Below are 16,046 nucleotides of genomic sequence, written 5' to 3'. Positions count from 1 at the left end.
TGGCAGTGCATAACTGGAAAAATAAAAACGTATTTGTGACAGGATGCACCGGGTTTGTCGGTAGACATTTGGTCGAGGAATTGCTTCGCTTAGGCGCAAATGTTACGGGCTTGGTCAGAACACCCTCTTCTTTTAAAGGAATAAATCTGGCTTATGGGAGCTTGGCTGATTTCGATGTGATAAAAAAGGCGCTTGAAGATTATAAGATTGATACTGTTTTTCATATGGCAGCACAGGCAGTTGTAGGAGAAGCTCAAACGAACCCTGTCGGAGCCTTTGAAACCAATATTCGCGGAACCTGGAATATACTGGAGGCTTGCCGGCAAACATCAGTTGCACGGGTGATTGTCACTTCCAGTGAAAAAGTGTATGGTGATTTGGCTGTCCCGCCTTATGTGGAATCCATGCTTTTAAACGGAAGGCATCCCTATGATGTTTCGAAAAGCTGTGCCGATTTAATTGCCAACAGTTATTATCATACGTATCAACTGCCGGTATGTATCGTTCGCTGTGGAAATTTATATGGGGGCGGAGATTACCATTTTACAAGACTCATTCCACAAACCATTCGGGCAGTTCTACAAAATGAAGCACCCGTGATTCGCAGTAATGGAGGCTTGGTACGGGACTTTTTTTATATCGAGGATGCGGTAAGAGCTCATTTATTTATAGCTGGAAAAATGGAAGAAGGTCAGGCAGAAGGCGAAGCGTTTCATTTTGGCTACGAAATGCCGCTAACGATCCAAGAAGTAGTAAAGCGGGTTTTAGAGATGATGAAGAGCGATTTACAGCCTATCATGCAAAATCAAACTCGTTACGAAAATAAACAAAATTACTTATCTGCAAAAAAAGCTAGGGATCTCTTAGGCTGGAAACCAGTTTATGACTTTGATTCTGGATTAAGCAAAACCATTGAATGGTATCGTAGGTATTTTAACTAGCAAAGGCTGTTTCCGTAATGATTGTTGTTAAAATCTTAAAGCCGATTTTAACATGGAAATAGTTATTTTGTGCTCTAGAATCTAGTTTGCAGGCTCTTTTCTTATAAAATTTAATCTATTTTCTGCAAAAAACAACAAAGTTTAAGAAAAGAGCCTTAGCAAAAAAGACCATATAGATAAATAACATGGTCTTTTTTATGTCTATCTTATTCTAAATTGTAATACCCGCAAACGACTGTTCCGACTGCTTTTGCTGCGACTAAGAGGGCATCTTCGTCGATATCAAATTTAGGATGGTGGTTGAAGTATGGTTTTTCCACCCCTTTTGGTGTACAGCAAATATAGAAGAAGCATGCTGGGAATTTTTTTGCATAATGCGCAAAGTCTTCTGATGGAGACATTGGCGGGAATTCTTGAACGTCCACAATGTCTTTGTCGTTTGCCTTTTTCAAAGAAGAGGCAACCAATTCTGTCAATTCGGGATCGTTGTATAGCGGCGGATAGTCGGGTGTATAGGTTAACTCGCATGTCACACCGAATTCTTCTCCAATGCCTTTTGCAATCCTGCTAATTTCTTTTTCAATTTTTGCTCGCGTTTCTTCCGTCATTCCACGAACATCGCCTTCGATTTCAATGCTATCCTTTATGACATTGAAGGTTCCTTTTCCATCAAATGAACCTATGGTAACGACACCGACTTCAAATGGATTCAACCGGCGGCTCACCACTGTTTGAACCGCTGTGACAAAGTGTGCACCTGCGACGATGGCGTCATTTGCCAAATGTGGGGAGGAGCCATGTCCGCCGACACCTTGGACTTTCAACTTAAAGTACGCACGACCTGGGAATACATACCCACTGTTATACCCTACTTTACCAGCTGGTCCAAGTGGTAATAAGTGAATACCGAAAATATTATCCAAATCATCTAATAAACCAGATTCGATCATGCCGATGGCTCCACCTGGTGGAACTTCCTCTGCTGGTTGATGGACAATTTTAATCGTACCAGGGATTTCAGCTTTTAATTGAATCAAACAATCTGCTAGAACTAGCAGGTATGCTGTATGCCCATCATGTGCGCAGGCATGCATAACACCAGGATTTTTCGATTTGAACGGTAAGTCTGTTTCTTCTTCTATTGGGAGTGCGTCGAAATCAGCTCTGAGACCAATTGTTTTTCCTGGTTTCCCTCCTTTAATGGTGACAATAATTCCATAGCCTCCGCCTACCTTTGTATCAACCTGTACATCCTTGCCTTTATAAAACTCCTCAATATATTTACTTGTTTTTTCTTCTTTAAAAGAAAGTTCAGGATTTTCATGAAGATGACGGCGAATCTGAATGATTTCATCCTTACGTTCTTCGAGCATTTGCATTAATTTATTTTTCATTGTTAATTCCTCCATTGAAATTATGCGGCCTTCTTACTAATTGCTTCAGGATCTTCTTTCCCTGCATTTTTAGGAACCATAAAGATGATAGAAAGCAGTGCTAATACTCCAAAGAGAACATTTGTAATAATCCCCCATGTTGCACCAACATCGACGTTATTGGCAGATATGACGTTATAAACAGTAGCAGAAATCGCCACTCCAAAAGCGCCTCCTAATGAACTTGCCATTTTATAAATCCCAGCTGCTTCTCCCACTTTATTAGATGGAGCATTTGTTACGGAAGTATCAGTAGATGGTGTGGCATAAATCCCTAAACCTAGTCCGAATAATGCGTACCCAATAAATACAACAACGGTATATGGTAAATCTGGTAAAAACGTTAAGCCCATAATGGCCACGCCAATGGTCGTGATAATCGTTCCCCAGATCATCGGTTTTTTAGCACCAATTTTTTGTAGAATTTTCTCCCCAACACGAATCATCGCTAAAACGGCGACTAAGTATCCAAGTGATAACATCCCGGCTTGGAAGGAAGTAAATCCCCGGCCTACTTGTACATACGTATTGGCAACAACCATTGTACCTGCAATGGCATTAAGTAGGAAGTTTGAGAAAGTTGCACCTGAGTATGGCTTATTTTTAAATAAAGAGAAATCGATCAGCACCACTTTTTTACTTTTCTCTACCTTGACGAAGATGAATGCCCCAACCACTGTCACGGCTGCTAAAATGATGGAAATGGGGCTTGTCCACCCTAAATCAGACCCATAGTTAATTAAAACGTTTAATGCCAGCATGACAACAATAAAGATACCTAATCCAGTATAGTCGAATTTGAATTTTCCTGACGTTTCTGCTTTACTCTCTGGAGTATCTTTAATTAAATACAAACCAAGAATGGCAAAAATAATCGAGAAAATAAAGATCCATCGCCAGCCTAAGTAGGTTGCAATTAATCCACCTGCAAATGAACAAACACCGGATCCACCCCAAGAACCGATCGACCAGTAACTAAGTGCCCGCTGGCGATCTGCGCCTTCGTAATAAGTTTTTACTAAAGCAATCGTTGCTGGCATAATACATGCTGCTGAGAAACCTTGGATAATCCGGCCAATAATGAGAAGAACGGCTCCATTTGCTAAAACTAAACATAGAGAACCAATGATACTTAAAATCAGTCCAATATTGGTAATCTTTTTTCGGCCTATTTTGTCAGCTAAACCACCCATTGCTACAATAAATATACCTGAGAACAATGCTGATAAACTGATACCTATATTTAAAGTCCCTAGGGAAATTCCTAAATCTTTTTGAACGGCAGGTACCACATTGACTAAAGATTGAGCAAATAACCAAAACGTGATAACACCGAAAACAATCCCTATGATCAATTTATTTGTTCCTTTATAACTGTTTTCCATGGTTCTACCTCCTTAGTTATTTTATCTTTCCATATCGGAGGAGATATTAGAACATGAAGATTAAGGGAACTACTGATGTTTTTTCCTCTTTGAATAAATTCAGATTGAATAAGAATGGACTGTTCAAATTTTTGTCAAAACATTTTTAACATATTGTGAACATATTCACATTGTGATGTTTGAAACGGTATAAACGAGTATAGTGTAAGTATAGAGAGCAAGATAAATTTGAAAGAAGGAATGAAAAATGTTCAATCATTTTTTAAGAGAAAATAAGATCTCTGCAGCTATTTTAACTATTATTCGTTTATATCTTGGTTACGCTTGGTTCTCTGCAGGACTTGGGAAATTACAGAGCGGTGCATTCGACGCTTCTGGGTTCCTAGGAAATGCAGTAGCAAATCCAGTAAAAGGTCCTGACGGCAGCGTGGTTTACAGCTGGTATGTTCACTTCTTAGAAAGCTTTGCCTTACCAAACATTGATGTTTTTAACTTCATCGTTCCTTGGGGCGAAACACTAATCGGATTAGGTCTAATGCTTGGATGTTTAACAACAGCAGCAATGTTCTTTGGTTTAGTAATGAACTTCAGCTTCTTCTTAGCAGGAACTGTTTCTCATAACCCAACGGATATCTTCTTAGGCTTCATCATCTTGACAGCAGGTTACAACGCAGGCCGTTACGGTTTAGACCACTGGGTGGTACCATTCATCCGCAAAACAGTAGGAAAAGACAAAGTAAAAGCAACTGCATAACGGATAGCGAGGAATACTGGCGGATGGCCGGAAATACTGGCGGATAGCTAGAAATACTGGCGGATAGCGAGAAATACTGGCGGATAGCCGGAAATACTGGCGGATAGCCGGAAATACTGGCGGATAGCCGGAAATACTGGCGGATAGCGAGAAATACTGGCGGATAGCCGGAAATACTGGCGGATAGCGAGAAATACTGGCGGATAGCCGGAAATACTGGCGGATAGCCGGGAATACTGTCGGATAGCGAGAAATACTGTCGGATAGCGAGAAATACTGGCGGAAGGCTAGAAATACTGGCGGATGGCCGGAAATACTGGCGGATAGCTAGAAATACTGGCGGATAGCGAGAAATACTGGCGGATAGCCGGGAATACTGGCGGATAGCGAGTAATACTAACCGATTCGTCCCCCTCGAATCGCAGATATATAGTATAAAAAAGACGATTCGTTCCCCCGCGAATCGTCTTTTCTTTTAGGTTAGAGTATGAGTAACGCAGATATAATGGATTTAACGCAGATATATTTCAATTAAAGCAGATATAACTGAATTATCGCAGATATATCGTCTTTTCTATCTTCTATTGCCTAACTGCTTCCGCCAACAAATCCACGATATGAACGGCACGCATTTTATCAGATAAACCTTCGCGCTCGATTCCCAGCTGCATTTGCAGCAGGCAGCCTGGATTCGCCGTAACAATCGTCGTCGCGTGGGTTGCTTTTGCCTGGACCATTTTGTAGTCGAGCATAACCATCGACATTTCGGACTCGACGATGTTGTAGATGCCGGCAGAGCCACAGCAGCGATCGGCGTCTTTCATTTCCTGATACTTCACCCCTTGAATGGACTGCAGCAAAATCCTTGGAGTAGAAGCTGTTTTCATCACATTTCGTAAATGGCAGGAATCCTGATAAGTAATGACCTGAGCTGAGAGCTCTAATTTCACTTTTTTATGAAAAGAGACCGCAACAAGTATTTCTGAAATATCCTTTATTTTCTCCTTGAAGGCCACTGCCCGTTTGCTCCAATCAGGGTCATCTTTCAGCAGGTGATCATAATCAACGAGGAATGCACCGCAGCCTCCAGCATTGGTAATAATAAAGTCGGCACCCAGGTCTTCAAATGCCGCAATGTTTCTCTTCGCAAGCTCTTTCGCCGCATCCTTTTCACCGCTGTGACCGTGCAAGGCACCACAGCAGGTTTGCTGCTTCGGAATCACGATTTCGCAACCAGCAAGTTGCAATAATTTCATGGTAGCGTCATTTGTTTTCATGAACATTGTATCCATTAAACAACCGCTAAAAAATGCAACACGATGGACTTTTTCCGTCAATGCTGGCAGCTGTTCCGGTCTGTTTTTCATTTCTTTCATCGTTGGAACTTTAGGAAGCACCTTTTCCATGGTAGCTAAATTGTCAGGTAAAAGCCCTAAATAACCTGTTTTGCGTGCTAGGGTTTGTATCCCTGAACGTTGATAAAACCCAAGCAGGCCAACCATCGTCCGCATGCGGTTCTGGTGTGGGAATAACCCTTCAAAAACCGTTTTCCTCACCGCTCGCACTGGCAGCGAGTGTTTTTTGTTTTGATTGATGATATCCCTTGCTTCTTCTAGTAGGTGGCCATAATTGACACCTGAAGGGCAGACCGGTTCGCATGCCCGGCATCCGAGACAGAGGTCGAGTGAACGTTCAAAATCCTCATCCGGTTCCACGATTCCGTCAACAACCGCTTTCATCATTGCAATGCGGCCGCGAGGAGAATGGGATTCTTTATAACCTGATTCAATGTAGGTTGGGCAGGTTGGCAGACAAAAACCGCAGCGCATGCAGTTCAGTAATTCATCTTCGTTCATCCGCTCTTTAAATTGTTCTTGAATCTTTTCTTGTTCAAGTAATGTTGTCATCTAGTAATCACCACACGTTTCTTGCTGTCTTTCGCGAATACTTTGCCTGGATTCATGATGTTATTTGGATCGAAGGCCTGTTTAATTCCCATCATGGCAGCGATCCCTTCTTTTTTCAGTTTCCATTCAAGATACGGTGCCTTCATCGCTCCAACACCGTGTTCTCCGGTAATGGTTCCGCCTAATTCAATCGCCTTTTCAAAAATTTCCGCGAATGCTTTTTCCACGCGTTCCATTTCCTCATGGTCTCGTGCATCCGTTGCACAGGTTGGATGAAGATTACCGTCACCCGCATGACCAAAGGTACAAATGGTTAACTGATATTTCTCGGTGATTTCATTGATGGCTTTTACCATATTGGCAATTTCTGAACGCGGGACAGTTGCATCCTCTAATATGGTTGTCGGCTTTAACCGTGCTACCGCTGAAAGTGCTGCACGTCTTGCTGTTGTAAGCGCCATGGCTTCCTCTTCAGTTGCAGCAATTTGAATCGATACCGCATGTTCCTGCCTGCATACTTCTGCGATCTTTTGAATATCACGTTCAACCACTTCAGGTGGACCATCCTGCTCGATTAGCAGTACCGCTTGGACGTCTGTCGGCAGCCCAATTTGAGCATAATCTTCCACTACCTTTAATGTTGCTTGATCAAGGAATTCAAGAGTGGTTGGAATGATTTTATTGGCAATAATCTTTGAAACGGAACGAGCGGCAGCACCTAGGTCTTGATAAAGAGCCAGCATCGTTTTCCGGGTTTCCGGCATAGGAACGAGTTTCAAGATCGCTTCGGTAATGACGCCAAGCGTTCCTTCTGAGCCGACAAATAGACGCGTCAAATCATATCCGGCCACATCCTTTGCCAGCTTTCCACCGGTTCTGATGATATCGCCATTTGCTAAAACTGCTTCAAGCCCAATTACATAATCTCTGGTAACGCCATATTTGAGACCACGCAAACCGCCTGAGTTTTCATTGATGTTACCGCCGATGGTAGAGATTGTCATTGAACTTGGATCGGGTGGATAGAATAAACCTTTTTCTTCAATGGCATTAATCATATCCAAGGTAACGACCCCGGGCTGAACGGTAACGGTTAAATTTTCTTCATCAATTTCAAGAATTTTGTTCATATGTTTAAAAAGAAGAACAATCCCGCCCTCTGTTGGGCAGGTTCCAGCGCAAAGATTGGTACCAGATCCGCGCGGGACAATCGGAATTTTGTATTGATTGCAGATTTTCAAAATCTTCGATACCTCTTCAGCGTTTCGAGGACTGACAATGGCATCTGGCATCGACTGATAGTTCGGAGTGGCATCGTAGCTATAGGCTAAACGTTCAATTTTAGAATCATCAAAGTTATTTTTAGTGACAATCGTAATTAATTTTTCTTTTATTTCATTCGAGAGCATGCTATTTCCCCCATTTACCCACTATTTTCATACTACTTAAAGTATAAAAAAGCAGGCCTCTGCCCGCTATGGATAATCATCTAAAAATTAACTGTAATCTTTAAGAATTTTTGGTTGTTCATCCAAAAAGAGAGTAGCCAGATACAGAGAGAACAAATCATGAATGCTCGTTGGATTTAACCTGGTCAGATCCTCGACTTTTTTCAAACGGTAATGAAGTGTATTGATATGGATGTGCAACGACTGAGCTGTCTTTTTTAGAGAATGATTTTGTCTAAATAATTCAGCTAACGTTTCCAAAAGGTCCTTTTCCTTTAAAATCGGTCCAATGGTACGGTGAACGTATTCAGTCTTTGTTTCTTCCGTCAGTTCCCCCGTCACCATTTCAAGGGTTAATTCCTCATCTAAAACAATACTTTTTTTTCTTCTTGCCAGTTTCAATGCTCGTTCAGCCTGTGCATAGGAATCATGAAGCTTAGAGGGGACCGCACATTGACCGACACCGGCATAAGCACAAATCCCAAAACTTGACTGGATGAAATTGAAAAAGCTCTCCAGCCGATTTTTTATGGTTATAGCATGTGAACAATCGATTAAGACGATAATCCGTACATTTCCTGACCGGGTTAAGACATCATTTTTATTTTGCGAAAAGGACTTCAAAATCGAAGACCACACCACTCTAGATAAAGGACTTTGTTCAAACTCGATGATGACGGCTGTTCGATTGAGTTCAAGATCAATACCCAGCGCTCTAGCTCGCTCAAGCAAGTCAGGGCTGTGTTCCTTTGCCTGCAGCCACTCTAGGACAAAGGTTTCCATCGCTCGGGAATGATAATCAAACTGTTCACCATAATAATTTTCACGAATTAACAACTCGGTCATTTTGCGGATGATTTCACCAAAAGGGGTGACAGTTTCAGGGTCACCGGTAATCCCAATGACACCAATTACTTCTTTTTGAAAAAATATCGGGAGATTGATTCCAGCTTTAACCCCTTCTAATTTAACGGTTTCTTTTTCGGTGATAATCAGCTTTTTCTGCTGTTGGGATGTGATTAAGGCTCCTTCATGAAAGGTACCAATTCTTTTCCGGTTTGTACTGGCCATGATGATGCCGTTTGTGTTCACGACAATGATTTCTTCTGACATTAATCTTTGAACTTCGGTGACGATTTTTTCTGCGAGTTCAGGTTGAAGCATGCTCAGCACCATCCTTTATGTTGAAAAATTATTTTAAACATATCTATAATCATAATGAAATAATAATACAAAGGGGAGAGTAAATTGAAATATAAATTGTTAGCGACTGATTTGGATGGAACATTATTAAATGAGCAAAAAGAAATTGATGTGGAAAATATCGAAGCCATTCATGAGTTCCGCCAAAAAGGTGGAAGAGTGGTTATCTGCAGCGGGCGTTCGCCCAGTTCCACACGCTGGATTGCCGATACGATTGGCTTAAAAGGGGAACCAACCATTGCCTATAATGGGGCATTTACGCTTAATGAACATGGTGAAATCGTCGAGCAATCTGTGTTTCAGCATGACCATTTGCTGAGTTTCTGGGAATTATGTCAAGGGGAAAAGATTTATGCTCATTTTTACGAAGGGGAAACACTCCTCGTTCCAGCCGTAACCAAATGGAATGAAAGATGGATTGAGAATAATATTCTACCCCTGGAAAAAACAGGCGGACGGGTAGAAGAACTTGTGCGGGTACGGGGCAAATGCCAGGTAAAGACGGTAGAGGATTTAAATACGTATTTTACGACCACTCAACCGAAGATTACGAAAATTGCAGTATTTGATGAAGAAGATAGGCTTTTTGATTTTTCAAAGGTGATCGCTAAGCAAGTGGGGGGAATGGAAGTTAGCAGTAGCCTTAATTTTCTTAATCTCGAAATCTCGCCGGCAGGGGTAAGCAAGGCTTCCTCGTTGATTAAACTAACACAGCAGCTTGATATCCCGATGTCACAGGTGGCAGCGATTGGGGATAATTACAATGATTCCTTGATGCTTACTGCAGCAGGGCTTGGGATTGCGATGGAAAATGCTCCAAAAGAAGTGAAGGAAGCTGCCGACGTGGTGACGGGCAGTAATGATGAAGCGGGTGTTGCACAGGCAATCCGTCGCTATTTACTAAAATAGTCTTGAAATTTAATTTTACTTTTTTAGTAAAAGTATTGAAATACAATTTCAAACAAGTTATACTATGAGTACAGTAATCGCTTACATCTAGAAAAACCCCACAGGAGGAGAAGGCAATGATTGAAGAAAATCTCGGATTATTAACAACCGAATCCCGAAATGAAAATTCCATGCAGATAGATACGGCTAAGGCCGTCGATATATTACGAATCATGAATGAACAAGATCAATTGGTAGCACTTGCAGTCAAAGAGGTATTACCAGAAGTAGAGGCTGCAGTTCAGTTCGTATTTGAATCCTTTAAAAAGGGAGGCCGCCTGATTTATTTAGGCGCCGGTACGAGCGGAAGATTAGGCGTGCTTGACGCCGTTGAATGTCCGCCAACTTTCAGCACTGAACCTGAAATGGTCCAAGGATTGATGGCTGGTGGAGAAGGCGCCTTTTTGAAAGCGGTTGAAGGAGCTGAAGATGATCCAGAACTCGGTGTCAGTGATTTGAAGAATTTAGGACTTACGGAAAACGATACAGTCATTGGAATTGCTGCCAGCGGACGGACTCCCTATGTTATTGGCGCCCTTCGCTATGCACGAAGCATTGGTGCTAAAACGGTCGCCCTTTCTTGTAATAAAAATGCAGCGATTAGTAAAGAGGCCGACCAAGCGATTGAGGTTATTGTCGGTCCAGAGGTCCTGACAGGTTCCACCCGTTTGAAGTCTGGAACCGCTCATAAAATGATTTTGAACATGATTTCTACCTCATCAATGATTCTTTTAGGGAAAGCGTATGAGAACTTAATGGTAGATGTGAAGGTTAGTAATCTAAAGTTGAAGGAACGTGCGATTGGGATTATCCGAAAGATTACCGGAGTTTCCTATGAAGCTGCACTAGAAACCCTTGAAAAGGCTGATCTTCAAGTAAAAACAGCGATTGTCATGATTAAAGCAAATACAACCAAAGAGCAAGCAGAAAAGTTGTTGGATGAAGCAAATGGTTATGTGAAGGTCGCAATCCAAAATGTTCAAAAATAAAGCTGTTTTCTTTAGAAAAACAGCCCAAAGAAAAGGTGGGAATCTATGTGGCAGCAGGCGGATTAAAAATGCTCCAAAATATGCTTGAACAGCTTCCAGCTTCTGAACGGAAAATTGCCCAATACATCCTTGACCACCCTCAAAGTATATTAAATAGTACTGTCAATGATATCGGTGTTCAAGCAAAAACAAGCGGGGCAGCGGTTATCCGCTTGTGTAAGTCACTTGGATTAAATGGGTTTCAGGATTTAAAGGTTCGAATTGCTGGGGATTTAGTGAAACCAGCAGAACAAGGGTATCGTGACATTGAACCTGGTGAAACCTATTTTTCCATCGCTCAGAAGACAACGAGTAATAGTATTCAAAGTATCCGTGATACAGAGGAAATCATCAATTTTGAAGAATTGGAACGTGCGGTCACGACCTTGCTTTCTGCTCAAAATGTCCACTTTTTCGGAATTGGTGCCTCGAATATTATTGCAAAGGATGCTCAGCAGAAATTCCTGCGGATTCAAAAAAATGCGACGTCTTTTACAGATACCCATCTTGTTGCCACCATTATTGCCAATGCAGGAAAAGATGATGTCGTGTTTGGTATCTCGCATTCAGGAGAAACAGCTGAGGTCATTAAAGTGATGGCATTGGCAAAGGAGCGCGGTGTGAAAACGTTTAGTCTAACAAAATACGGACAATCCGCCGTCTCTTCGTTAGCTGATATCAAACTTTTCACCTCTTATTCAGGGGAAGCGCCTTTCCGAAGCGGGGCGACGTCATCACGTTTAGCTCAGTTATATTTGATTGATATTTTGTTTTTATCAATGGCAACCGTTCAATATGAGCACAGTATTCAAGCGATTGACCAGACAAGAGAAGCAATTCGCTTTATTAAAGAAGGGAATTAGCCTTGCAGGGGGTGATGTGAACACCGTGTTGACTGGGGAAATTGTTCACGTGCATCAAAATAAAACATTACAACAGAGAGTAGGGGAAATGAAATGGCTGGAGAAAATAATAAAGTTTTAGCGGAAAAGATTCTCGAACAATTAGGCGGCTCCACAAATATTGGCAACTACACGCATTGTATGACCAGACTTCGAGTAACACCGAATGATGAGTCTGTTGTCAATAAGGCAGCTCTAAAGAAAATAGACGGAGTTCTTGGAGTGGTAGAAGAAGAAACCCTTCAAATCATTCTTGGACCTGGAAAAGTAAATAAGGTAACAGAAGAGTTTGGTAAGTTGATAGATGCTTCAGGCGGAATCAATTTAAAAGAGAGAGCCGCAAGCACGAAGTCTGAAATTAATAAAAAGAATGCCACACCATTTAAGTTGTTTTTACGAAAAATCGCTGGTATCTTTATTCCGTTAATCCCAGCCCTTGTGGCATCAGGATTAATTACGGGGATTACAAAAGCGATTGTCCAAGCCGGCTGGTTAGCAGGTGATTCACAGCTTGCAACGATTTTATCTGTAATTGGCGGCGGATTATTCGGCTATCTTGGTATTTTAGTAGGTACGAATGCAGCGAAGGAATTTGGCGGTTCACCAGCGCTTGGTGCGATTGCTGGTATCTTAATTATTAACCCAGCGGTTGCAGGCATCCATTTGTTTGGCACCGATTTACTTCCTGGCCGCGGGGGTTTAATTGGAGTCCTGTTTGCAGCAATCTTTATCGCTTTAGTTGAGAAACGAGTACGTAAGTTTGTTCCAACTTCTCTTGATCTATTCGTTACACCAACTGTGGCTTTATTGGTTACTGGTATTGTTACGTATCTTGTATTTATGCCGCTTGGTGGTTTCGTATCAGACGTCATTACAAAAGGTTTAACTTCATTACTTGATATGGGCGGTGCAGTCGCCGGATTTGTTCTTGGTGCTACCTTCCTGCCGCTTGTTGTGACTGGTTTACATCAAGGTTTAACACCAATACACTTAGAGTTAATTAATACAATTGGTGATGACCCACTTCTGCCAATCCTAGCAATGGGTGGAGCAGGGCAAGTCGGTGCTGCGTTTGCGATTTATGTTAAAACAAAGAAAAAACGTTTAAAACAAGCAATTGGCGGTGGTCTGCCAGCAGGTATTCTTGGAATCGGCGAGCCGTTAATCTTCGGTGTTACGCTTCCATTAGGCCGTCCGTTCTTAACAGCATGTTTAGGTGCCGGTGTCGGCGGTGCGTTCCAAGCAGCATTTGGTATTGCAACAATTGCAATCGGGGTATCTGGTCTGCCACTTGCTTTCATTGTGGTAACAGGTCAAGTTCTACTTTATTTAGTTGGGGTATTAATTGCCTATGCAGCAGGATTTGTGTTTACGTATCTCTTCGGTTTCAAAGATGAGATGGCTGGTGAATTCGATTGATCGGTATTTCCTTCTATCTCAATGATCCTTTAGCAGAAGAACGAATTACAATGGCTGGAAAAATGGGTGTGAAGCGGGCATTTACCTCGCTTCACATTCCAGAAGAATCCGGGGATTTAGCCCATCGTGCAATGACGCTGCTTCAAAAAGCGAAGGAATGCGGCATAGAGGTTTATGCGGATGTGTCGCTGCGAACACCATCGCATTTGGGATTAGCAAGCTTATTCGATTTGAAAAATTTAGGTGTAATCGGGCTGCGGCTGGATGACTTTTTTGATAATCAAACGATATTGAACCTTGCAAAAGAGTTCAAGCTTGCTTTGAACGCGAGTATTTTGTTTGAGGCTGAAGTCCGTGCTCTTTTGGATGGCGGTTTAAAAGCAGACCAGCTGCTGGCATGGCATAATTTTTATCCAAGACGGGACACCGGTTTATCTGATTCGTTTTTTCAAAAACAAAATGAACTTTTTAAAAAGCTGGATATTCCTGTTTGTGCGTATATTCTAGGTGACGGGGAAAAGCGCGGTCCATTATTTGAAGGGCTGCCAACCTTAGAAGAGCACCGTGATTTGGATTCATTTATGTCTGCATTGGAATTGTTCGCTTACGGTATCGAGGATGTTTATATCGGTGATCCCGAGGCAAGTGAGGATCTCCTTCGGAAATTAATCGATTTTGATCAACATGATTGTGTCGAGGTCCGAATTAAAGGGTTTCAAGAAGGGGAGTTCAAGCTCCGTCCTGATTTTTCCCGAGATGTTCTAAGGTTCATGGATACGAGAAGTGCGGATCCTGTTGTCCCTGAGAACACAACCCACCGCGGAATTGGTTCGATTACGATGGATAATGACACTTATGGACGATACCGCGGCGAGGTACAAATCACCCTTTGTGACCTCCCTGCGGATGAGCGTGTCAATGTAGTGGGAAGTGTGATAGAAGACGATTGGCTGATTCTATCTTATCTAAAGCCGGGTCAAAAAGTAAAATTCATACAGGTTTAAACAGAACTGCCTCTTTGGGGCAGTTTTTTACATATTGACCTGCGTTTCTTATTTTTATATAATATGACAGTTATTTTTTTACGTTTAATACCTTGTTAAAGTAGTTCAGCTTTTGATTGAAAAGGAGCAGTAATAGTGGCAAAAAGTATGTGGATGACACCGGAAGAATCTATGCGTAAGAAAAAGATGAAGAAAGCCATACTTTATATTAATATTACAATTGGCACGATTTTACTTAGTGCATTAGTAACGATCCTAGCAAATAAAGTATCATAATATGAAACCTAATCCTTTTTGAGATTAGGTTTTTTTGTGGCTACATTGCAGGATACAAGATTAGATTGTACACGAAAATTGAGCTGTGCAGGAATACAGTAACAAAAGGCATAAGGGATAATCCAAGTGTCGGAAATTTCCTTTTTTGGGCAACTATATAGGTAGGGGTGATTTTTATGGAAGAGTTGAAATATCTAAACCCGACCGAGCTGCTGGAGAAGATCTATGATACGCTTTGCTCCGAGTATGAGGATGAAGCCCATTACGACAAAGATCAGGACAAACAGGATATAGAGGTTACGAAAAAACGGTTAACCAAAAAGGTGTTTAACGAATTTGTCGTCGACGATGAATATTTTTTAACCATGGATTCGAAAACCTTTAAAGAACGGTATCATCTATTTGAAAAAGACTTCTTTAAGTTAATTACCGAATGCAGCAAAAATGGCGTTCCCTATGAAAAATTCGCGGTAATCATCGACGACCTTCTAGCATGTGCCCACTACCGGCTAAACGCATTCGAACAGCTCAATGAAGCAATTTCAAGAATACAAGCAGAGAAGGAACTAGAAGAAGAAGAAGCCCCCGAAGGAGAAATCGAAGAAGAGATAGAGGAAGAAGCATGAAACATACAGTCATGTATAAATGGTGCCTGTCACCGCCCGTGGACACTGTCCACGGGCGGTGACAGGCACCATTTATACTGCTTATTTCTTTGCTCTACGGTATAGGTCCATTGTTTTGTAGCCTGCTGCTAGGATGGTTTCCATTTCGAGCCGGCGTTTTTCTTGGGTTTCTTTTCTTTTGGCGCTGTAGATATAGCGGGCCCAGTCTTTTTGGTAACCCGGTGTTAGTTCGTTGTATATGTTTAATAAGGTTTCATTCTTTTGTAAGTAGTGTTTGATATCTTCTACATTTTCAATGTAGTCATCCACACATTGGCTGTTTTGGGTCTTAGGGGCGTTTTTCTTTTTCGCAGCTATTGCCTTCAGGCCGATTACGGTAAAGACTTCATTGAAACTTACCATTCTTGAAAACTTAAGGTTACTGCCACGATAAAAACCTTCCTCATCATAATGTTGTTCTGTATAAATACTGTCGCGCTCTATGTATTCCTTATACTTTGGATTGTTTTTCTTCGGGTATGCAAAGTAGATATACCCGTTATCCTTTAATAATTGTTTTTCAACAACTTTCTGCAGATTGATAACGAAATCCTCTAATTTAAAAATAAAAATAAAGATGAGGTCGTATTGTTCCTCTTTTATAGAAGTGTCGTACTCAAGCGCCCTAAAATCTTCAATGTCTTCAGGGGTATTTGGAATTAGCTTTGCTGGATATTTACTGAAATTCAATTTTTCAATTACACTTTTCGTTGAATTTTCTTTCATTTTTATA

General features: G+C 41.6%; 15 protein-coding genes. 9 read left to right on the top strand and 6 right to left on the bottom strand.

Annotated features, from left to right (window positions below):
* Positions 1-5: 5 nt before the first annotated feature.
* The gene (locus tag AC2TFD_RS26905) at positions 6-941 is read left to right on the top strand and encodes an NAD-dependent epimerase/dehydratase family protein (protein ID WP_484676368.1); all 936 of its coding nucleotides are present in this window, start codon (positions 6-8) and stop codon (positions 939-941) included.
* 206 nt (positions 942-1,147) lie between these two features.
* Here the strand turns inward: AC2TFD_RS26905 and AC2TFD_RS26900 are convergent, their stop codons facing one another.
* A complete protein-coding gene (locus tag AC2TFD_RS26900; protein ID WP_484674314.1) occupies positions 1,148-2,335 on the bottom strand; it encodes a M20 family metallopeptidase in 1,188 nt (395 codons plus the stop codon).
* Between the two features lie 20 nt (positions 2,336-2,355).
* Entirely contained in the window at positions 2,356-3,759 is a 1,404-nt protein-coding gene (locus AC2TFD_RS26895; RefSeq protein ID WP_335568700.1) for an MFS transporter, read from the bottom strand.
* Positions 3,760-4,006: 247 nt separating this feature from the next.
* Between AC2TFD_RS26895 and AC2TFD_RS26890 the strand changes: the two genes are divergently transcribed.
* Entirely contained in the window at positions 4,007-4,513 is a 507-nt protein-coding gene (locus AC2TFD_RS26890) for a DoxX family membrane protein (RefSeq protein WP_484674313.1), read from the top strand.
* 581 nt (positions 4,514-5,094) lie between these two features.
* Here the strand turns inward: AC2TFD_RS26890 and AC2TFD_RS26885 are convergent.
* The 3 genes from AC2TFD_RS26885 to AC2TFD_RS26875 form a co-directional block, all read right to left on the bottom strand.
* On the bottom strand, positions 5,095-6,420 hold the full coding sequence (locus AC2TFD_RS26885; protein ID WP_484674312.1) for a (Fe-S)-binding protein: 1,326 nt from the start codon (positions 6,418-6,420) through the stop codon (positions 5,095-5,097).
* Complete coding sequence (gene glcD, locus AC2TFD_RS26880; RefSeq protein ID WP_484674311.1) at positions 6,417-7,829, bottom strand: glycolate oxidase subunit GlcD; 1,413 nt, start codon at positions 7,827-7,829, stop codon at positions 6,417-6,419. Before glcD ends, AC2TFD_RS26885 begins: the two co-directional genes overlap by 4 nt.
* Positions 7,830-7,916: 87 nt before the next feature.
* Positions 7,917-9,032, bottom strand: coding sequence for a CdaR family transcriptional regulator (locus AC2TFD_RS26875; RefSeq protein ID WP_484674310.1), 1,116 nt, complete (start codon positions 9,030-9,032; stop codon positions 7,917-7,919).
* 84 nt (positions 9,033-9,116) lie between these two features.
* Between AC2TFD_RS26875 and AC2TFD_RS26870 the strand changes: the two genes are divergently transcribed.
* The 7 genes from AC2TFD_RS26870 (at position 9,117) to AC2TFD_RS26840 (ending at position 15,274) form a co-directional block, all read left to right on the top strand.
* Entirely contained in the window at positions 9,117-9,980 is an 864-nt protein-coding gene (locus AC2TFD_RS26870) for a Cof-type HAD-IIB family hydrolase (protein WP_335568704.1), read from the top strand.
* A gap of 116 nt (positions 9,981-10,096) precedes the next feature.
* Positions 10,097-11,008 carry an N-acetylmuramic acid 6-phosphate etherase gene (murQ, locus tag AC2TFD_RS26865; protein WP_484674309.1) on the top strand — a complete coding sequence of 304 codons (912 nt, stop codon included), beginning with the start codon at positions 10,097-10,099 and terminating at the stop codon, positions 11,006-11,008.
* Between the two features lie 47 nt (positions 11,009-11,055).
* Positions 11,056-11,910 carry a MurR/RpiR family transcriptional regulator gene (locus AC2TFD_RS26860; RefSeq protein ID WP_484674308.1) on the top strand — a complete coding sequence of 285 codons (855 nt, stop codon included), beginning with the start codon at positions 11,056-11,058 and terminating at the stop codon, positions 11,908-11,910.
* Between the two features lie 93 nt (positions 11,911-12,003).
* Entirely contained in the window at positions 12,004-13,368 is a 1,365-nt protein-coding gene (locus AC2TFD_RS26855) for a PTS transporter subunit EIIC (RefSeq protein WP_484674307.1), read from the top strand.
* Entirely contained in the window at positions 13,365-14,372 is a 1,008-nt protein-coding gene (locus tag AC2TFD_RS26850; protein WP_484674306.1) for a MupG family TIM beta-alpha barrel fold protein, read from the top strand. The genes AC2TFD_RS26855 and AC2TFD_RS26850 overlap by 4 nt, the downstream gene beginning before the upstream one ends.
* Before the next feature lie 135 nt (positions 14,373-14,507).
* Positions 14,508-14,648, top strand: coding sequence for a hypothetical protein (locus AC2TFD_RS26845; RefSeq protein WP_484674305.1), 141 nt, complete (start codon positions 14,508-14,510; stop codon positions 14,646-14,648).
* A 176-nt stretch (positions 14,649-14,824) separates the two neighbouring features.
* Positions 14,825-15,274 carry a hypothetical protein gene (locus AC2TFD_RS26840; protein ID WP_484674304.1) on the top strand — a complete coding sequence of 150 codons (450 nt, stop codon included), beginning with the start codon at positions 14,825-14,827 and terminating at the stop codon, positions 15,272-15,274.
* An 81-nt stretch (positions 15,275-15,355) separates the two neighbouring features.
* On the opposite strand, the gene AC2TFD_RS26835 is transcribed toward AC2TFD_RS26840, so the two are convergent.
* Complete coding sequence (locus AC2TFD_RS26835; protein WP_484674303.1) at positions 15,356-16,039, bottom strand: YdeI/OmpD-associated family protein; 684 nt, start codon at positions 16,037-16,039, stop codon at positions 15,356-15,358.
* Between the last annotated feature and the right edge of the window lie 7 nt (positions 16,040-16,046).

It is taken from the genome of Neobacillus sp. plas4 (assembly GCF_057221695.1).
Note: the sequence above shows the minus strand (reverse complement) of the source record. Positions and strands in the feature narration are given on the sequence as shown.